This window comes from Pseudomonas sp. P1_A1 (assembly GCF_056406935.1).
This window is the reverse complement of the sequence record NZ_JBFTZE010000012.1, coordinates 26,890-45,063: the sequence shown is the minus strand read 5'-3', so window position 1 is coordinate 45,063 and position 18,174 is coordinate 26,890. Positions and strand designations below refer to the sequence as shown.

The following is an 18,174-nucleotide window of genomic DNA, read 5'->3' as shown; positions in this document are numbered from 1 at the left end:
ACCGGCAGCGGGTTACTGTGATTTTCTGACCCGCAAGTACCACTCGGACAGCAGTCGTACCTGTTTGTCGGTGTAGCCCCGCTCGACCATCCGTGTGACGAAGTCGTTGTGCTTCTGCTGGTCCTCTTTGCTGGCCTTTGCATTGAAGCTGATGACCGGCAGCAGGTCCTCGGTGTTGGAGAACATTTTCTTCTCGATGACCACCCGCAGTTTTTCGTAGCTGAGCCAGGTTGGGTTCTTGCCGTTGTTGTTGGCACGGGCGCGCAGTACGAAGTTGACGATTTCGTTGCGGAAATCCTTCGGATTGCTGATGCCGGCCGGTTTCTCGATTTTCTCCAGTTCCTCGTTCAGGGCTACGCGGTTGAGGATCTCGCCGGTTTCCGGATCGCGGTATTCCTGATCCTGAATCCAGAAGTCGGCGTACAGCACGTAGCGATCGAAGATGTTCTGGCCGTACTCGCTGTAAGACTCGAGGTAGGCAGTCTGGATCTCCTTGCCGATGAATTCGATGTAACGCGGCGCCAGGTACTCTTTCAGGAAGCGCAGATAGCGTTCGCGGGTCTCGGCCTGGAATTGTTCCTGTTCGATCTGCTGTTCCAGCACGTAGAGCAGATGCACCGGGTTGGCGGCGATTTCGTGTGGATCGAAGTTGAAGACCTTCGACAGGATCTTGAAGGCGAAGCGGGTCGACAGACCGTTCATGCCTTCGTCGACACCTGCAGCATCGCGATATTCCTGGATCGACTTGGCCTTCGGATCGGTGTCCTTGAGGTTTTCGCCGTCATACACGCGCATTTTGGAGTAGATGTTGGAGTTTTCCGGCTCTTTAAGGCGCGAGAGCACGGTGAACTGAGCGAGCATTTTCAGCGTGTCGGGGGCGCAATGGGCCTTGGCCAGCGAACTGTTGAACAGCAGCTTGTCGTAGATCTTCACCTCGTCGCTGACGCGCAGGCAGTACGGCACTTTGACGATATAGATCCGGTCGATGAAGGCTTCGTTGTTCTTGTTGTTGCGGAAGGTGTGCCATTCCGATTCGTTGGAGTGGGCCAGCAGAATCCCGGTAAACGGAATTGCCCCCAAGCCTTCGGTGCTGTTGTAGTTGCCTTCCTGAGTGGCCGTCAGCAATGGGTGCAGCACCTTGATCGGTGCCTTGAACATTTCGACGAATTCCATCAGGCCCTGGTTGGCCCGGCACAGCGCGCCCGAATAGCTGTAGGCATCGGCGTCGTTCTGCGGGAACTCTTCCAGTTTGCGAATATCGACCTTGCCCACCAGTGCCGAGATGTCCTGGTTGTTTTCATCGCCCGGCTCGGTTTTCGCAACTGCAATCTGGTTGAGGATCGATGGATAGAGTTTCACCACGCGGAACTGGCTGATGTCGCCGCCGAATTCGGCCAGGCGCTTGGTGGCCCATGGCGACATGATGGTGTTGAGGTAGCGCCGGGGAATGCCGAAGTCTTCCTCGAGGATCGCGCCATCTTCAGTGGCGTTGAACAGACCCAGGGGTGACTCGAAAACCGGCGAGCCCTTGATTGCGTAAAAGGGCACTTTCTCGATCAGCTGTTTGAGCTTTTCGGCCAAAGATGACTTACCGCCACCGACTGGGCCAAGCAGGTAGAGGATCTGTTTCTTTTCTTCCAGACCCTGAGCGGCATGGCGGAAATACGACACGATCTGGTCGATGCATTCTTCCATCCCGTGGAAGTCTTCAAAGGCCGGATAGCGGCGGATCACCTTGTTGGAAAAGATGCGCGACAGCCTCGAGTTGGTTGAGGTGTCGAGCAGTTCCGGTTCACCGATGGCCAGCAACAGACGCTCGGCCGCGGAAACGTAGGCGCTGCGGTCCTTTTTGCACAGTTCCAGATACTCTTGAAGCGAGAGTTCTTCCTGGCGCGTGGACTCGAAGCGTTGTTGGAAGTGGCTAAAGATACTCATGACGTCACCTCGCTCGATACGTGGAGCCGACGCCGGATCACTCAGTCGATGCTGGCAGCAACCGAACAGGCAGTTGCTGTTTACCCCCCAGAACTCTTCCGGAGCTGACTACTCCGAAAGCTACTCCCGATGACCCGTGCGCCGGTGTACCGGCTCTCCCCTGTTTTGGATGGCCTGCGCTTAAGGATAGTTGGGAATTTGGGAGGTAAAGGCAAGATACGTAATTAGTTGTGGCAGACCGTTCGTCTGTAATCGCGCGAGCCCACGGGGGCCGGGGCTTGCGCATCACAAAATAATTATTCGGAAGTGCCTTGCGCCGTTTCCGAAGGATAGGTCGTACGCCACAGCTCAAAACCGCCGTCCATGCTGTAGACGTCGGAAAAGCCCTGGCTGATCAGATAAGCAGCTGCGCCCTGGCTGGAATTTCCGTGATAGCAGACCACTACCGTCGGCGCATCCAGATCGGCGCCCTGGATGAAAGCGTGCAGGGAATGGTTATCCAGATGCTTCGAACCGGTGATGTGCAGCGCGGCAAATGTTGCCGGGTCGCGGACATCGACCACCACCGCGCCTTGTTCGCGCAGGGCCTGGGCCTGTTCTGGGGGGATACGTTTGAATTCGCTCATGGCGGGCTCCTGTGGCTCGGCTGAAAGCGCAGTCTAGCGCGGGGCGCTGGCTGACGTTTGTTCGGGTCTAAGTGGGGCGACTGGCGACAGGGCAAGGCCGTGCTCGTCGCATTGACAGGACAGGCGTTCGCCGCTGTCGACGTTCATCAGGGTCAAGGCGCCACCCCAGACACATCCTGTGTCGAGGGCCGAGATGCCCGGTTCGTTGCATCGGCCTTCCAGAGCGGCCCAGTGACCGAAGATGATCTTCAGGCCCTTGGTCTTGCGCTCTTTGTGCTGGAACCAGGGTTTGTAGCCCGGTGGCGCGTTGTCGAGACCTTCCTTGCTTTTGAGGTCAAGCTTGCCCTCGGCGGTGCAAAACCGCATGCGGGTGAAATAGTTGGTGATCACCCGCAGGCGGGTCACACCTTTGAGATCGTTGTCCCATTTCGCCGGGTCGTTGCCGTACATGCCATCGAGGTAGGGTGGTAACAGGTTGTCATCGCGCAATGCAGTCTCGACTTCGCCGGCATACTTCAAGGCCTTGCGCAGTGACCACTGGGGCGGAATGCCGGCATGTACCAGGGCGACATTGCGCTGTTCGTCGTAGTGCATGAGCTTTTGCTGGCGCAGCCACTCCAGCAGTTCCGCGCAATCGGGCGCTGCGAGAATCTCGAGCAGGGTGTCGGACTTCTTCAGGCGTTCGATGTTTTTGCCGGCGGCCAGCAAGTGCAGGTCATGGTTGCCGAGCACCCACACCAGCGATTCGCGGATGCTATAGAGGAAGCGCAAGGTATCCAGCGACTGCGGGCCACGGTTGACCAGGTCGCCCACCAGCCACAGACGATCCCGTGTCGGGTCGAAAGCGACCTGCTTGAGCAGGCATTGCAAAGCTTGAAGGCAGCCTTGCAAATCGCCGACGGCATACGTCGCCATCAGTGCAACGCCCCGGGTACCGCCAGACGGAACGGCGCGATGATGGCGTCGAAGTGCTTACCGTCTTCGGCGAGCATCTGGTAGGTGCCCTGCATCGTGCCGACCTTGGAGGTCATGACGGTGCCGCTGCTGTAGGTGTGGCTCTTGCCAGCGTCGATCAACGGCTGCTGGCCGACAACGCCTGCACCGCGAACCTCCTCGACATGGCCGTCACCGTCGGTGATCACCCAGTGCCGTGACAACAGCTTGGCCGGTAGCTCGCCATTGTTGTGCACGGTGATGGTGTAAGCGAAGGCAAAGCGGTTGTGCTCGGGTTGCGATTGTTCTGCCAGATAGCGGGTGACGACGCTGACGTCGACCTGATAACGAGGATCGGACATGCAAGAGGCCTTAAATCAAAGCGGGACGCGGGGCGTAGCTGATACAAATCAGTCTAGGCCAAGTATCGGGTAGTAAACCAGAGTGGCGTCCTACCCGATAGCGCTCATCGCCTGTCAGTCGGTGGCAGGCTTTTGCAGGACTTGTTCGCTGAGCTTGTCGGCCAGGCGCACGAAGGCGGCCAGGTCGAGCTGCTCGGGGCGCAGGCTGCCATCGACGCCGGCGGCTTCGATTTCGGCATTGCTCAGCAATAGTTTCAGCGTGTTGCGCAGGGTTTTTCGGCGCTGATTGAAGGCTTCACGCACAACGCGCTCCAACAGGCGATGGTCCTTGGCCGGGTGCGGCAGTACCGCGTGGGGCACCAGGCGCACGATCGCGGAGTCGACTTTGGGCGGAGGATTGAACGCGCCCGGGCCGACGTTGAACAGATGCTCGACCCGGCAATGGTACTGAACCATGATCGACAGCCGACCCCAATCGCCGCCGCCAGGACCCGCCGCCAGACGTTCGACCACTTCCTTTTGCAGCATGAAGTGCATGTCGCGAATCAGGTTGGCGTTGTTCAGCAGATGAAAGATCAGCGGCGTCGAGATGTTGTACGGCAGGTTACCGACCACTCGCAGGCTGTTTGGCGCAGCGTTCAGGCTGTTGAAGTCGAACTTCAGCGCGTCACCCTGATGCAGGTTGAAGTTGCTCTTGCCGGCGAACTGCTGATTGAGAATCGGGATCAGGTCCTTGTCCAGCTCTACGACGTCCAGTTGAGCGCCGCTGTTGAGCAGGCCGGCGGTCAATGCACCCTGTCCCGGACCGATTTCCAGCAGGCGGTCTTCAGGTTTGGCGTGAATGGAGCGCAGGATGCGGTCGATAACGCCCGCATCGTGCAGGAAGTTCTGGCCGAAGCGCTTGCGCGCCCGGTGTTGGTAATGCTCGGTCATAAACGGGTCTCGGCCATCTGGTAGGCGGTTTCCAGGGCGACTTGCAGGCTGCCGGTGTCGATGTTGCCGCTGCCGGCCAGGTCCAGGGCGGTGCCGTGGTCGACCGAGGTGCGGATGATCGGCAGGCCTAGGGTCACGTTGACTGCCGCGCCGAAGCCTTTGTATTTCAGCACGGGCAAGCCCTGGTCGTGGTACATCGCCAGCACCGCGTCGCAGTGCTCCAGATATTTGGGGGTAAACAGAGTGTCGGCGGGCAGGGGGCCGCGAAGGTCCATGCCCTCGCCGCGCAGGCGCTCTAATGTAGGTTCGATGATGTCGATTTCTTCATGGCCCAGGTGACCGCCTTCACCGGCGTGCGGGTTAAGCCCGCAAACCAGGATGCGTGGCTGGGCGATGCCGAATTTTTCTTGCAGGTCAGTGTGCAGAATCCGTGTGACCCGCTCCAGCCGCTCCGGCGTGATCGCGTCGGCAATCTCGCGAAGGGGCAGGTGAGTGGTGACCAGCGCCACGCGCAAGCCGCGAGTGGCGAGCATCATCACCACTTGCGCAGTGTGGGTCAGGTCAGCGAGAAACTCCGTGTGCCCGGAAAAGGCGATCCCGGATTCATTGATCACGCCCTTGTGCACCGGTGCGGTGATCATGCCGGCGAAATGCCCATCCAGACAGCCCTGGCCAGCACGGGTCAGGGTTTCCAGAACGAAAGCCGCATTGGCCTTGTCCAGTTGCCCGGCGGTGACCTTGGCGTTGAGAGGCGTATCCCACACATACAGGCTGTTGGCGGGGGCAGGAGCATCCGGCCAGCTGTCCGGCGTGACCGGCAGCAGATCGACCACCACGCCCAGCTGCGCGGCCCGCTCAAGGAGCAGGTCGCGGCTGGTAATGGCAATCAGGGGATGTGGCTGGGCTTGCGAGGCGAGCAGCAGGCACAGGTCGGGACCTATGCCGGCTGGTTCGCCGGGGGTCAGCGCGAAACGCTTGGGTTTCACTGCGCTGCCTGGTCTGCACCAGGGAGTTTGATTTCTACGTACGCTTCGTCACGGATCTGACGCAGCCAGGTTTGCAGCTCTTCGTCGTATTTGCGGTTACGCAGTACGGTCATCGCTTGCTGCTCACGGGCCTGGGCAGTGCTGTCGGTGGCACGGCGGCCAAGGACTTCCAGTACGTGCCAGCCATATTGGGTCTTGAACGGCTTGGACAGCTGACCTTGCGGGGTCTTGGCCATCACTTCGCGGAACTCAGGCACCAGCGCGTTCGGGTCGATCCAGTTCAGGTCGCCACCGTTGAGGGCGGAACCCGGATCTTCCGAGAARCTTTTCGCCAGTTCGCCGAAATCTTCACCCGCTTCGATACGGGCATAAAGCGACTGAGCCAGGGCCTTGGTTTTTTCTTCGTCGCGGATCGGACTCGGTTTGACCAGGATGTGCCGCACATGTACTTCGTCACGCACCTGCGCTTCGCCGCCACGCTTGTCGAGGATCTTCAGGATAATGAAGCCGCCCGGGGTGCGCATTGGCTGGGTTACGTCGCCAACGGCCATGGTGCCCAGCAGACGATCGAATGGAGGTGGCAGTTGAGCGGCTTTACGCCAGCCCATGTCGCCGCCTTCCAGGGCGGTTTCGCTGGCGGATTTGGCGATTGCCAACTGACCGAAGTCAGCGCCTTGCTTGAGTTGCTGGTAAACCGCGTCGGCTTGCTTGGCGGCATTCTGAATCGCCTCGGAGTTGGCGCTTTCCGGCGTAGGAATCAGGATGTTGGCCAGGCGGAACTCTTCGGACAGCTGCATTTTGCCCAGATCGGATGCCAGGAAGTTCTTCACTTCCTGCTCGGACACCTGGATGCGCTCCGCCACACGGCGCTGACGCACACGGCTGATGATCATTTCGCGGCGGATCTGGTCGCGGGCGGCGTCATAAGACAGGCCGTCGCGAGCCAGAGCGGCGCGGAATTGTTCGATCGACATGTTGTTGCGCTGGGCAATGGTGCCGACAGCCTGATTCAGCTCTTCATCGGTAATGCGGATGCCGGAACGCTCGCCGATCTGCAGTTGCAGATTTTCGACGATCAGACGCTCGAGCACCTGCTGATCCAGTACGCCGGCTGGCGGTACGGCAGCACCGCGTTTGGCGATGGTTTGCTGAACTTCATGGACACGCTGATCCAGCTGGCTCTGCATGACCACGTCGTTGTCGACGATGGCCACCACTTTATCGATGGGCTGTACCGCGGCGTTGGCCGCGGTACCCAGGAACAGCGCGCCCAGCATCAGCGGGCGCAGACAATCAGAAAGCTTGGTCTTCACGTTCACGATAACCTTGGATGCCTTTGTCGAGGAAACTCTCTACTTTGGCGCCGGTGAGGCCGCCGAGTCCCTTCAGAACAATTTGGAGGAAGACGCCGTGGTCGCCTTTTTCGTTTTGTGGAGCTTCCTGACTGAATTCGTCATAGGAAACCCAGTAACGGTTGATCAGGCGTAGTTTCCAGCAGCAGTTGTCGTACTCGAAACCACCAAAGGCTTCCAGAGTACGGTTGCGGTTGTAGTCATACTGCCAGCGGCTGATGGCGTTCCACTGCGGCACGATCGGCCAGATCACCGAGAAGTCGTGCTGTTTGATCTTGTAGTAGTCCTTCACGTAGCCAGGTTGACCCGGAGTGCCGTAGTCACCGCCGCCCACCGACCATTTACCGGTGTTCTGGTCATAACGAACCTGGTCATTGCGATAGCGATAACCGGCATTGATGACCTTGTTCGGGTTGTCTTCAGGCTGGTAGTGGAACATCGCGCTGCCCGAGCGAGGGCTGCGGCTGTCCGGGTCCCAGTTGTAGTCGGCCGTGGTACGCCAGTCGCGGTTCCAGCGGTATTCGTATTCCAATGCGTACGGTGAAACGTTGGCTTGAGCATCGGCGCGGGTTTTTGCATCGATACCTGGCAACTGGACTTCGCGGTCCTTGAAGTACAAGGCTTGGCCGACGCTGATACGTTGACGTTCGAAACCATTGTCTTCGATCCAGCGGCTGGTCACGCCCAGCGACAGTTTGTTCTCGTCGCCGACGCGGTCGGAGCCGGAGAAGCGGTTGTCACGGAACAGCGAGGCGTAGTTGAAGGTGTATTCGCTGGTGTCAAATACAGGAATATCCTTCTGGTCTTCCTCGGGTACATAGAGGTAGAACAGGCGCGGCTCGAGGGTCTGGCGATAATTCTTGCCAAACCATTGGGTGTTGCGATCGAAATACAGGCCGCTGTCGATACTCGCAATCGGCACGCCACGGTTCTGGTTACTGCCGAAATGACCATTGAAGTTTTCAGTCCCGGCTGCAGCTGCGGCTTGATCCTGGGCCACGATTTGGCTTTTGCCAGTACCATCCAGATCCAGTTGGTACTGGGTGTATTGGTACTTGAGCGATGGCTTGAGGAAGCCATATGTCCAGTTCAGCGGCAGGCTGACACCCGGCTTGAGATTCAAGCGGTCGCCGTTGGCGCGTGCCAGGCCTTGAACGTTGTTGTCAAGACGCGGTTCGACGGTGCCGTCTTCGTTTACGAAGTCACCGTTCTTCAAATCACGCTCAAACCGTACAACCTCAGTCTCGTAATCGAAGTTCAGCCCTTCCGGATGGTACGGCAGCTGACCATTGAAGGTGATCTGCGGCAAACGGTCATACGGCGTGATGTTCGAAACGGTCGCCAGCTGATAGGCCTGGGCGTTCAAGCGAGCGGTGTAGCTGTCGCCACGATAGGTGACGGAGCCCTGCTGGTTCACGTAGTCAGCGCTTTTCACGCCAATCTGGTCAGTCTGCAGATCCTGGAAGTAATACGGATCGCTGATCTTGGTGTAGTCGACTTGCGTAAAGACGCGCGAGTCGAGGCCACCCTTGTGCTGCCAGTTGTACATGTAGCGGTTTTTTTCGTAGTCGGTCTGCTTGCTGCGATCGGTATCTTCGTCGTTGAGGTACGCGGCGCCGAACTGACCTTCGCTGGACTTGGTCAGGTAGCGGAATTCGCCTTCCATCAACAGGCCGTGCTTGGCCATGTAGCGCGGGTACAACGTGGCGTCGTAGTTTGGCGCCAGGTTGAAGTAGTACGGAGTGACCAGCATGAAGCCGGTATCGCTGCCGGTGCCGATGGTCGGCGGCAGGAAGCCGGACTGGCGACGGTCGTCGATCGGGAAATAGATGTACGGCGTGTACAGAACCGGAATGTCCTTGACCCGCAGCGTCACGTTGGTCGCGGTACCGAAACCGGTGGCCGGGTTCAGGGTGATGTTGTTGCCCTTGAGCTGCCAGGCATTGCTGTTCGGTTCGCACGTGGTGTACGTACCATCCTTGAGGCGGATGATCGCGTTCTCGGCACGTTTGGCGTACAGCGCGTTACCGCGGATACGGGACTTGTGCATCACGTATTCGGCGTTGTCGACCTTGGCTTCACCGGTGTCGAGCTGCACGTCGGCGTGGTCGCCGACGATCAGTGCGCCATTGTCGCGAATACGCACGTTGCCGGCCAGTTCGCCACGGCTCTCGGCCTGGTACAGGTTCGCTTCGTCGGCTTCGACCTGCATGCTGCCCTGACGCATGACCACGTCACCGGCCAGGGTCGCGACTTGCTCTTCCTGCTTATAGCGGGAGGCCTTGGCACCGATAAAGGTTGGAGCGTCACTTTTATTCGTCTTGTCGTTCATGCCAGGACGAATCGGTTCGATATAGGAACCAGAGCAGTAAGGACCGGTTTCGGCCAATTGCGCTGCGGTGAGCTTCTCGCGCGGAACCCAGTCGAGGTGGCTGTAGTCTTCACTACGCGACTTCAGGCCGCGGCCCTTGGACTCGGTAACCAGCACAGGCTTGGCGCCGGTGTCTTCGCTGGAGGCGGTGCCTGCCGGGGTTTCGCCAGTGGCGGAAACTGCGCTGCCATCATGGACGGGACGCGGCGGCAATGCAGCGGCCGGTGCTTTTGGCGCACAGTCCCAGGCACCCGAAGCAGAGACTGAGCAGTCATACTGTTCCGCGGCGACCACGAACGACGTGGCCAGGGGTTGCAGGGCCAGCAGACTGCCGGTAACCAACAACGGAAATTTTTTACGAAACGCGGGGGATTTCAATGCCATCTTATTAGTCCGGGCTTCCTGCGTGCCATCTGCCCGCGGTGTGGGCCGCACGCCTCTCGATGGTCTGAAAAAGATGCTGGATAATAAAGCATGACCCGCTTGACGGCTAGCGCCGTCGGAGACCCTTGCAATGCCTGACCAAGATGTACGCTTGCAACACCTGAAAGTTTGGCTCGATGAACAGTTGGCTATCCTCTTTGCAGAACAAGGTTGGGGCGCCGTGCCCCCGGCCACGTTGACCGCGGCCAGTAGCGACGCGAGTTTTCGGCGCTATTTCCGCTGGGAAGGCGCAGGCAGAAGTTTCGTCGTGATGGACGCGCCACCGCCCCAGGAAAACTGCAAACCCTTTGTGGATATCGCTTTTCTGCTGGCGAAATCCGGCATAAACGTGCCGAAAATTTATGCCGAGGACCTCGAGCGCGGTTTCCTTTTGCTCAATGACTTGGGCAACAAGACTTATCTGGATGTGATCGACAGCGAAAATGCCGACGATTTGTTCAAGGATGCCCTGCAAGCGTTGTTGGCTTTCCAGCAATTGCCGATGGTGGCGCCGCTGCCGAGTTATGACGTCGCGCTGCTGCGTCGCGAGCTCGAACTGTTTCCCGAGTGGTACGTGAAACGCGAACTGGGTATCGAACTCGATCCGGCGCAGCAGGTGCTCTGGCAGCAGGTCAGTGACCTGCTGATCGACAGCGCTCTGGCTCAGCCTAAAGTCCTGGTGCATCGCGACTACATGCCGCGCAACCTGATGATCAGCGAGCCGAATCCCGGCGTGCTGGATTTCCAGGACGCGGTCTACGGGCCGGTGACCTATGACGTGACCTGCCTGTTCAAGGACGCCTTCCTCAGCTGGCCTGAAGAACGCGTGCGCGGCTGGCTGGAAGATTACTGGCAGCAAGCCGCTGCGCTCGACATCCCGGTTCAGCCTGACTTTGAAGATTTCCTGCGCGCCAGCGACCTGATGGGCGTGCAGCGTCACTTGAAAGTCATTGGTATCTTCGCCCGCATCTGCCATCGCGACGGCAAGCCACGCTATCTCGGCGATGTGCCGCGCTTCTTTGCTTATATAGACGCGGTCATTGCCCGTCGCCCTGAATTGGCGGAGCTGGATGTGTTGCTGGCCAGTCTGCGTGTTGGAGCGAAGGCATGAAGGCAATGATTCTGGCGGCGGGTAAAGGCGAGCGCATGCGCCCGCTGACCCTGACCACGCCAAAACCGCTGGTTCGCGCCGGCGGAGCACCCTTGATCGAGTATCACCTGCGCGCGCTGGCGGCAGCAGGGTTTACCGAGATCGTGATCAACCATGCCTGGCTCGGTCAGCAGATCGAAGATTATCTGGGTGATGGCTCGCGGTATGGAGTGAGCATTCAGTATTCGCCGGAAGGTGAACCGCTTGAAACCGGTGGCGGTATTTTTCGCGCGTTGCCGTTGTTGGGTGATGAGGCTTTTGTGGTGGTCAACGGCGACATCTGGACCGACTACGACTTCAGCGTGTTGCACCAGCCCATCGTCGGGCTCGCCCATTTGATCCTGGCGGACAACCCGGCGCATCACCCGAACGGGGATTTCAACCTGGTCGATGGCCATGTGCAGGACGGTCAGCCGGATACATCTACTCTGACCTACAGCGGCATCGCAGTGCTGCACCCGCAGTTGTTTGACGGTTGCTCGGCCGGGGCCTTCAAGCTTGCGCCATTGTTGCGCAAAGCCATGGCCGATGGGCAAGTGACGGGCGAACGCCTGAATGGGCATTGGGTGGATGTCGGTACTCACGAGCGCCTGGCTGAAGTAGAAACCTTGATAGAAGCGAGACGCTGACATGTTGTGGCCAGGGACTCTGATTGGAGCCGGAGCGGGCTTTGCCATAGCCAGCATTCCGGGGGCCATGCTCGGTGCTTTATTGGGACAGGCGCTGGATCGGCGCTTGCACCTGCAGAGCTGGGCGCATTTATGGGAAAAATTCGGTGGCCGCTCGGTGCTGCGCAACGATGAACTGCTGTTCGTGTTGCTGGGCCGATTGGCCAAGAGTGATGGACGGGTAGTGGATGGCCACATTCAACAGGCGCGACAGGAAATGCGTGCGCTGGAGATGACCGAGTCGGCGCAACGTCGGGCGATAGCAGCATTCAACCGCGGCAAGTCGGGACACGATCGGTTGCGTGGTTATCTGCGACGCTTGAGTGCTCAGCCCCATGCGGCGGAAGGGGTGTTGCGTGCCTGTTGGCGGATGGTCTGGGCCGATGGCCGCGCCGGTAGCTGCGAGCGCGAACTGATTGCCCAGTGGGGCAAATGGTTGGGCTGGACGCCGCAACAGGTGCAGGCACTGGCGAGTGACTACGAGCCGAAGCGACCATTGGTCAGCAGCGCGATCACGTATCAGGACGCCTTGCGGCTATTGGGAGTGTCGGCGACCAGCGAGCCGGCACAGATCAAACGCGCCTATCGACGCCTGCTCAGTCGCCATCATCCGGACAAGATTGCCGGCAGCGGTGCGACGGCGTTGCAGGTTCGTGAGGCGACGGACAAGACTCGTGAATTGCACAACGCCTACACGTTGATTCGTGAGCGGCGGGATTTTCGCTAGCAGGGCAGAGTTGTGTCGCCCGCGGATGGGGCGACGCGATCCATCAGTCCGCCGCAGGTTGCGGATTCAACCACCCGCGAACCCGACGAACCAGCTGCTCTTGCTCAGCCTTGGCATTGCCCGGCAGTGCCTTGAGCGATACCTGGCTGAACGCCGACGTCTTCAAGCGTTTATTGGCCTGCAAGCGTTCCAGTGCCGCATTGCGATCCAGTGGTTTGTCCATATAGAAGATGTCGGCAGTCGGCAGCTTGATCGTCGGCGTCAACTCGGCAAGCCCGGGCTTCGCCGTAACAGGCGTCTGGGCGGCGACCATCACGAACTTCTCGACTTGCGATGGCTGCTTCTCGCTCAGATAACGCGCAGCCCAGTACGCGCCGGTGCCATGCCCCAGCACGACGACCCTGCGCGCACTTTGCTGTTCGGCATAAGCGATGGCCGCGTCGATGCGGGCGAAAATTCGCTCGGCGTCGGCTTTGGCGTGTTCTTCGGTGGTTTCGGCGATGGCCTTGTCGGCCACCTCCGCTTCGCCGCCGGCGGCCTGTTCGATGGGCGCCGCGGTGGTTGAATCTTTGCTGCCGGCATCAGGCGCTTTGGGTGCTGGCGCCACTTCGGCGATACGAGGCGCGATGGCTTCGCTTTGCAGGTCCGGCAAGGTGATACTCAGGCTGCTCCACTCGGCGTCCGGCAATTGGCGGCGCAATGGGCTGATTGCTTGCGGCCAGTCAACGGTTTCACCGGCACCCGGGATGATAATCACCGCACCTTTGGGCTCGGCGGTATTGGCCGGTTTCCACAAGGCGAGAAAGGTGTCGGTGCCGGCTTGCAGTTGTTGCTGTTCCTGCGCAGGAATTTGTCGCTCAAGTGCCGTCGATTCTTCCTGGCTACGCTCAAGCAGCGGCTGGCGTTCGGCCGGTTTTTCTTCGGCGGGTTTTTCCGCAGTGGCAGGTGCCGGGTCGGCCGCCTCGACGGAAAAGGCGCACGGCAGGATCAGCGACAGGCACAATGCTGGCAGTGCCAGGCGGTAGACAGGGGGCATCGGATATTCCAGGCCAGAAGTTATTCCGGCAGCCTAATGGGTTGGTCAGTATTTGTCAGTGTGTGAGACTTCGATGATGCATTTTCGCTGCCTGTGGGTTATCGGCTGTTTGTGGTTTCCCTTGATGGGCTGGGCGGCTCCCGCGCCACCGGCGCACGTCGTGTCATTGTCTTCGGCGCAACAGCAATGGCTGGCGCAGCATGAAGAGTTGCGGGTCGGGGTGGTGTTGCAAGCGCCCTATGCCCAATACGATCGCCGCTTGCAACGCCTGTCCGGGGTCAATATCGAGTTGATGAAGTGGCTGGCCAAGTCGCTCAAGGTCGAGCTGAGCTGGCGTAATTATCCTGATCTTGCGCAACTGGAAGCCGCCGCGCGCGAAGGCGATATCGATATCGCGCCGGGGCTGACCCAAACCCCCGCCGGTTTACGACTCTGGCAATTTTCCGATCCGTACATGCGGGTGCCGCAACTGGTGGTCAGCGACCAGAAGAGCACCGGTGTGGTGGAGCTGGAAAAACTCGACAGCCGGACCCGCGTCGCCGTGCGCATGCCCAGCGTCACCGCCGATTTCTTGCGTAGTACCTATCCGCATTTGAACCTGCAGGGCGTGCCTCTGGAGCGCCAGGCACTGCAACTGTTGTTGAGTCAGCAGGCCGGTTACGCGGTGGTCGATGAAGCGCAATTCGGGCGTCTGTCAGCCGAGCCTGAGTTTGCCGGGCTGGCCGTGGTGGGCGACATCGGTTTCCCGCAACTGTTGCGGGTGGCCACGCGTCGAGACTGGCCGGAGTTGGCCGGCATCGTCGAAAACGCGCTGCGCGTGATTCCGGCCAAAGACCTCGAGCGACTGCACGATCAATGGCTGCAACCCAAGTACCCGCGGCTGTCCGATTCACCGGCTTTCTGGAAAAACCTCTGTCTGCTGTTGCTGGTGTTATTGCTGAGCAGCATGGCCATTGTGTACTGGCAGCGTCGTCAGCAACACAGTCTGGAGCAACGTTTGCTGGCGGCGCGCGAAGACATTGCCCTGCGCGAGGCCAGCGAAGAAGCCTTGCGCCTCACGCAGTTCTCCATCGATCAAAGCACAGTCGGCATCCTTTGGGTCAACTGGGACAGCCATGTGCGCTACGCCAACCGTGCCGCCGAAAGCATGCTCGGCTATCCGGCGGGCGGGATCATTGATCGGCCATTGATCGATTTCGAGCCCGGTTTGCACATGGACCGCTGGCTGAACCTGTGGAAGCGCGCCCGGGCCAGCGAGGAAGGGCCGCTAAGTTTCGAAACCAATTGCGTGCGGGCCGATGGCAGTATTCTGCCCGCGGATGTCTCGTTGAGCTTCTTGCGGTTTCGCGAGGGCGAATACCTGGTGGTTTACCTCAACGACGTCACCGAGCGTCGTCGCGCCCTGGCCGCCTTGCAGGAAAGCGAAGCGCGGCTGCAGGGCATCGCCGCCAACGTCCCCGGACTGGTCTTTCGTCTGGAGCGCGCACCGGTAACCGGGCAGATCGACTTTGCCTACATCAGTGAAGGCAGCGAGAACCTGGTGGGGTACTCGCCGGCCACCCTGGCCCAACGGGACAAAGGCCTGCGCAGCCTGGTGCATCCGGATGACAAGGCCAGTTATCACCAGACTCAGGACCATGCACTGGACACCGACAGCGACTGGTCGTGGCAGGGGCGGATTCTGACCCGTCAGGGCGAACAGCGCTGGGCCGAGATCAAGGCCATTACCCGCCGACTGGAAGACGGCGCCTATGTCTGGGACGGGATCGTCTGGGACATCACCGAGAGCAAGCGCATCGAACTGGAACTGGCCAGCTCCCGTGAGCAATTGCGCGAGTTGTCCGCGCACCTGGAGAGCGTGCGGGAAGAGGAGAAGGCGCGGATTGCCCGGGAAGTTCACGATGAGCTGGGGCAGATGTTGACTGTGTTGAAGCTGGAAACGTCCATGTGCGAACTGGCTTATGCGCAGCTCGACCCTGGCTTGCACGAGCGCTTGAACAGCATGAAGCGTTTGATCGCGCAGCTGTTTCAACTGGTGCGTGATGTGGCCACGGCGCTGCGGCCACCGATTCTCGATGCCGGGATCGCCTCGGCCATCGAGTGGCAGGCCCGACGGTTCGAGGCGCGCACGCAGATTCCGTGTCTGGTACAAGTGCCGGATAACTTGCCGATACTCAGCGATGCCAAGGCCATCGGCCTGTTCCGGATCCTTCAGGAAGCGCTGACCAATGTCATGCGCCACGCCCAGGCGCATACTGTTGAACTGACACTGGCCCTCGAGGGCGATGAACTCTGTCTGACTGTCAGCGATGATGGCGTAGGATTTGTCGCCGCGCCTGGCAGGCCGACATCCTTTGGCGTGGTTGGCATGCGTGAGCGGGTGTTGATCATGGGGGGGCAATTGTCGCTTGAGAGTGAGCCGGGGGAGGGCACGACCCTGACGGTGCGAGTGCCGCTGGATGAAGCCTGATGGTTTTGTGTTGTTTGAGCTGGCTCCTTTGCAGGCAAGCCCGCGATAGATCTTGGTTCTGACATAAAAAGAATGGAGAAGAACGTGATCCGTGTACTGGTAGCCGAAGACCACACCATCGTTCGCGAAGGCATCAAGCAATTGATCGGCCTGGCCAAGGACCTGCTGGTGGTCGGGGAGGCGAGCAATGGCGAGCAGTTGCTCGATACCTTGCGTCATGTTCCCTGCGAAGTGGTGTTGCTGGACATATCCATGCCCGGGGTCAACGGCCTGGAAGCGATTCCACGGATTCGCGCCTTGAACAATCCGCCTGCGATCCTGGTGCTGTCGATGCACGACGAAGCGCAGATGGCCGCTCGGGCGTTGAAGGTCGGCGCTGCGGGTTACGCGACCAAGGACAGCGATCCGGCATTGTTGCTGACAGCGATTCGCAAGGTCGCGGCAGGCGGGCGCTACATCGACCCGGACTTGGCCGACCGCATGGTTTTCGAAGTCGGCCTGACCGATGCGCGGCCGTTGCACTCGCTGCTGTCGGAGCGTGAATTTTCGGTATTCGAACGCCTGGCCCAGGGCGCCAACGTCAACGACATAGCCCAGCAACTGGCCTTGAGCAGCAAAACCATCAGTACCCACAAGGCGCGGCTGATGCAGAAACTCAACATCACCTCCCTGGCTGAACTGGTGAAGTACGCAATGGAGCACAAGCTCCTCTGAAACAGTACGCGATCACCCGTAGGAGCTGCCGCAGGCTGCGATCTTTTGATCTTGATCTTCGGCTATCTTGAGGCCGCCAAAAGATCGCAGCCTGCGGCAGCTCCTACAGGGACCGTATCGGCATACCCAATTGCGACATGCCTTCAACACTGCTTTTGCCGGTTCTTGCGGCTTGCAGCTTACCGCCCGTCGCCATCACGATTCGACATATCCATCCCCGCCATCCTTGTAGGGCAATCCCTACCCCCAACCTTCCATCCGGCTGAGGCGATTCTCTCCTGCGCCCCGATTTGCGCGGCTCCCAGCGTCCACTAGGCTTAATCCACAGCAGTCATCAATAACAAAGGTGTGGGTATGAGCCAGGTTGATTCAAGCGCAGGGGCCAGCGATATTCTGGTCAGCTTTCGTGGAGTGCAAAAGAGCTACGACGGCGAGAACCTGATCGTCAAAGACCTCAACCTGGAGATTCGCAAAGGCGAATTCCTGACCTTGCTCGGGCCGTCCGGTTCCGGCAAAACCACCAGCCTGATGATGCTCGCTGGCTTCGAAACGCCGACCGCCGGGGAGATTCAACTGGCCGGGCGTTCCATCAACAACGTGCCGCCGCACAAGCGCGACATCGGCATGGTGTTCCAGAACTATGCGTTGTTTCCGCACATGACCGTGTCCGAGAACCTGGCGTTCCCGCTGACCGTGCGCGGCTTGAACAAAAGCGACGTCAGTGACCGGGTCAAACGTGTGCTGAGCATGGTTCAGCTCGATACCTTCGCCCAGCGCTATCCGGCGCAACTGTCCGGCGGTCAGCAGCAGCGTGTGGCCCTGGCTCGCGCCCTGGTGTTCGAACCGCAACTGGTGCTGATGGACGAACCCCTCGGCGCACTGGACAAACAACTGCGCGAACACATGCAGATGGAAATCAAACACCTGCACCAGCGCCTCGGCGTGACCGTGGTCTACGTGACCCACGACCAGGGCGAAGCCCTGACCATGTCCGACCGCGTCGCCGTGTTCCACCAGGGCGAGATCCAGCAGATCGCGCCACCGCGCACGCTCTACGAAGAGCCGAAAAATACCTTCGTCGCCAACTTCATTGGCGAGAACAACCGCCTCAACGGTCGCTTGCACAGCCATACCGGTGACCGCTGCGTGGTCGAGCTCGGTCGCGGTGAAAAGGTTGAGGCCCTGGCGGTCAACGTCGGCAAGACCGGCGAGCCCGTCACACTGTCGATTCGTCCGGAACGCGTGAGCCTCAATGGTTCGAGCGAGTCCTGTGTCAACCGCTTCTCGGGAAGGGTGGCGGAATTCATCTATCTGGGCGACCACGTCCGGGTTCGCCTGGAAGTCTGCGGCAAGACCGACTTCTTCGTGAAACAACCGATTGCCGAGCTCGATCCTGCGCTGGCTGTCGGCGACGTGGTACCGCTTGGCTGGCAGGTCGAACACGTTCGCGCGCTCGACCCACTTCTAGAGGCGAACTGATCGCCCCCT

The 18,174-nt window shown here is 59.8% G+C and carries 15 protein-coding genes; 6 read left to right on the top strand and 9 right to left on the bottom strand.

Features of this window, described 5'->3' with window-relative positions; genetic code table 11:
• Positions 1 to 12: 12 nt before the first annotated feature.
• The 8 genes from AC1D2Q_RS18690 to AC1D2Q_RS18655 all read right to left on the bottom strand — a co-directional run bounded on the left by AC1D2Q_RS18690 (position 13) and on the right by AC1D2Q_RS18655 (position 9,882).
• A complete protein-coding gene (locus tag AC1D2Q_RS18690; RefSeq protein ID WP_007904259.1) occupies positions 13 to 1,935 on the bottom strand; it encodes a PrkA family serine protein kinase in 1,923 nt (640 codons plus the stop codon).
• A 296-nt stretch (positions 1,936 to 2,231) separates the two neighbouring features.
• Positions 2,232 to 2,561 carry a thiosulfate sulfurtransferase GlpE gene (gene glpE, locus AC1D2Q_RS18685; RefSeq protein WP_018928848.1) on the bottom strand — a complete coding sequence of 110 codons (330 nt, stop codon included), beginning with the start codon at positions 2,559 to 2,561 and terminating at the stop codon, positions 2,232 to 2,234.
• 33 nt (positions 2,562 to 2,594) lie between these two features.
• Positions 2,595 to 3,476 carry a symmetrical bis(5'-nucleosyl)-tetraphosphatase gene (locus AC1D2Q_RS18680; protein WP_477814142.1) on the bottom strand — a complete coding sequence of 294 codons (882 nt, stop codon included), beginning with the start codon at positions 3,474 to 3,476 and terminating at the stop codon, positions 2,595 to 2,597.
• Complete coding sequence (gene apaG, locus AC1D2Q_RS18675) at positions 3,476 to 3,856, bottom strand: Co2+/Mg2+ efflux protein ApaG (RefSeq protein WP_477814141.1); 381 nt, start codon at positions 3,854 to 3,856, stop codon at positions 3,476 to 3,478. The genes AC1D2Q_RS18680 and apaG overlap by 1 nt, the downstream gene beginning before the upstream one ends.
• A 114-nt stretch (positions 3,857 to 3,970) precedes the next feature.
• Complete coding sequence (rsmA, locus tag AC1D2Q_RS18670; protein ID WP_305479220.1) at positions 3,971 to 4,789, bottom strand: 16S rRNA (adenine(1518)-N(6)/adenine(1519)-N(6))-dimethyltransferase RsmA; 819 nt, start codon at positions 4,787 to 4,789, stop codon at positions 3,971 to 3,973.
• Entirely contained in the window at positions 4,786 to 5,775 is a 990-nt protein-coding gene (gene pdxA / locus AC1D2Q_RS18665) for a 4-hydroxythreonine-4-phosphate dehydrogenase PdxA (protein WP_477814140.1), read from the bottom strand. The genes rsmA and pdxA overlap by 4 nt, the downstream gene beginning before the upstream one ends.
• Complete coding sequence (gene surA, locus AC1D2Q_RS18660) at positions 5,772 to 7,088, bottom strand: peptidylprolyl isomerase SurA (protein WP_477814139.1); 1,317 nt, start codon at positions 7,086 to 7,088, stop codon at positions 5,772 to 5,774. The genes pdxA and surA overlap by 4 nt, the downstream gene beginning before the upstream one ends.
• Entirely contained in the window at positions 7,069 to 9,882 is a 2,814-nt protein-coding gene (locus AC1D2Q_RS18655; protein WP_477814138.1) for an LPS-assembly protein LptD, read from the bottom strand. The genes surA and AC1D2Q_RS18655 overlap by 20 nt, the downstream gene beginning before the upstream one ends.
• 130 nt (positions 9,883 to 10,012) lie before the next feature.
• Between AC1D2Q_RS18655 and AC1D2Q_RS18650 the strand changes: the two genes are divergently transcribed.
• Genes AC1D2Q_RS18650 through AC1D2Q_RS18640 form a run of 3 tightly spaced genes read left to right on the top strand, consistent with a single transcriptional unit; the run spans position 10,013 to position 12,466 of the window.
• Positions 10,013 to 11,032 carry an aminoglycoside phosphotransferase family protein gene (locus tag AC1D2Q_RS18650; protein WP_477814137.1) on the top strand — a complete coding sequence of 340 codons (1,020 nt, stop codon included), beginning with the start codon at positions 10,013 to 10,015 and terminating at the stop codon, positions 11,030 to 11,032.
• Positions 11,029 to 11,700 (top strand): N-acetylmuramate alpha-1-phosphate uridylyltransferase MurU, encoded by a 672-nt coding sequence (gene murU, locus AC1D2Q_RS18645; protein ID WP_477814136.1) that lies wholly within the window; start codon positions 11,029 to 11,031, stop codon positions 11,698 to 11,700. Before AC1D2Q_RS18650 ends, murU begins: the two co-directional genes overlap by 4 nt.
• Position 11,701: 1 nt before the next feature.
• Positions 11,702 to 12,466 (top strand): TerB family tellurite resistance protein, encoded by a 765-nt coding sequence (locus tag AC1D2Q_RS18640; protein ID WP_477814135.1) that lies wholly within the window; start codon positions 11,702 to 11,704, stop codon positions 12,464 to 12,466.
• 43 nt (positions 12,467 to 12,509) lie between these two features.
• On the opposite strand, the gene AC1D2Q_RS18635 is transcribed toward AC1D2Q_RS18640, so the two are convergent.
• The gene (locus AC1D2Q_RS18635) at positions 12,510 to 13,502 is read right to left on the bottom strand and encodes an alpha/beta hydrolase family protein (RefSeq protein WP_477814134.1); all 993 of its coding nucleotides are present in this window, start codon (positions 13,500 to 13,502) and stop codon (positions 12,510 to 12,512) included.
• Between the two features lie 73 nt (positions 13,503 to 13,575).
• On the opposite strand from AC1D2Q_RS18635, the gene AC1D2Q_RS18630 reads away from it, so the two are divergent.
• The 3 genes from AC1D2Q_RS18630 to AC1D2Q_RS18620 all read left to right on the top strand — a co-directional run bounded on the left by AC1D2Q_RS18630 (position 13,576) and on the right by AC1D2Q_RS18620 (position 18,165).
• Positions 13,576 to 15,972 (top strand): PAS domain-containing sensor histidine kinase, encoded by a 2,397-nt coding sequence (locus AC1D2Q_RS18630; protein ID WP_477814133.1) that lies wholly within the window; start codon positions 13,576 to 13,578, stop codon positions 15,970 to 15,972.
• A gap of 84 nt (positions 15,973 to 16,056) precedes the next feature.
• Entirely contained in the window at positions 16,057 to 16,686 is a 630-nt protein-coding gene (locus tag AC1D2Q_RS18625) for a response regulator (RefSeq protein ID WP_007936601.1), read from the top strand.
• Between the two features lie 354 nt (positions 16,687 to 17,040).
• Positions 17,041 to 18,165 carry an ABC transporter ATP-binding protein gene (locus tag AC1D2Q_RS18620; RefSeq protein WP_007936603.1) on the top strand — a complete coding sequence of 375 codons (1,125 nt, stop codon included), beginning with the start codon at positions 17,041 to 17,043 and terminating at the stop codon, positions 18,163 to 18,165.
• The last annotated feature ends 9 nt before the right edge of the window (positions 18,166 to 18,174 follow it).

Bases quoted from the DNA above. Each gene is read 5' to 3' on its own strand.
- AC1D2Q_RS18620 (WP_007936603.1), top strand. From the start codon at position 17,041: ATGAGCCAGGTTGATTCAAGCGCAGGGGCCAGCGATATTCTGGTCAGC.
- apaG (WP_477814141.1), bottom strand. From the start codon at position 3,856: ATGTCCGATCCTCGTTATCAGGTCGACGTCAGCGTCGTCACCCGCTAT.
- glpE (WP_018928848.1), bottom strand. From the start codon at position 2,561: ATGAGCGAATTCAAACGTATCCCCCCAGAACAGGCCCAGGCCCTGCGC.
- AC1D2Q_RS18640 (WP_477814135.1), top strand. From the start codon at position 11,702: ATGTTGTGGCCAGGGACTCTGATTGGAGCCGGAGCGGGCTTTGCCATA.
- AC1D2Q_RS18635 (WP_477814134.1), bottom strand. From the start codon at position 13,502: ATGCCCCCTGTCTACCGCCTGGCACTGCCAGCATTGTGCCTGTCGCTG.
- AC1D2Q_RS18630 (WP_477814133.1), top strand. From the start codon at position 13,576: ATGATGCATTTTCGCTGCCTGTGGGTTATCGGCTGTTTGTGGTTTCCC.
- murU (WP_477814136.1), top strand. From the start codon at position 11,029: ATGAAGGCAATGATTCTGGCGGCGGGTAAAGGCGAGCGCATGCGCCCG.
- AC1D2Q_RS18680 (WP_477814142.1), bottom strand. From the start codon at position 3,476: ATGGCGACGTATGCCGTCGGCGATTTGCAAGGCTGCCTTCAAGCTTTG.
- AC1D2Q_RS18650 (WP_477814137.1), top strand. From the start codon at position 10,013: ATGCCTGACCAAGATGTACGCTTGCAACACCTGAAAGTTTGGCTCGAT.
- AC1D2Q_RS18655 (WP_477814138.1), bottom strand. From the start codon at position 9,882: ATGGCATTGAAATCCCCCGCGTTTCGTAAAAAATTTCCGTTGTTGGTT.
- AC1D2Q_RS18690 (WP_007904259.1), bottom strand. From the start codon at position 1,935: ATGAGTATCTTTAGCCACTTCCAACAACGCTTCGAGTCCACGCGCCAG.
- rsmA (WP_305479220.1), bottom strand. From the start codon at position 4,789: ATGACCGAGCATTACCAACACCGGGCGCGCAAGCGCTTCGGCCAGAAC.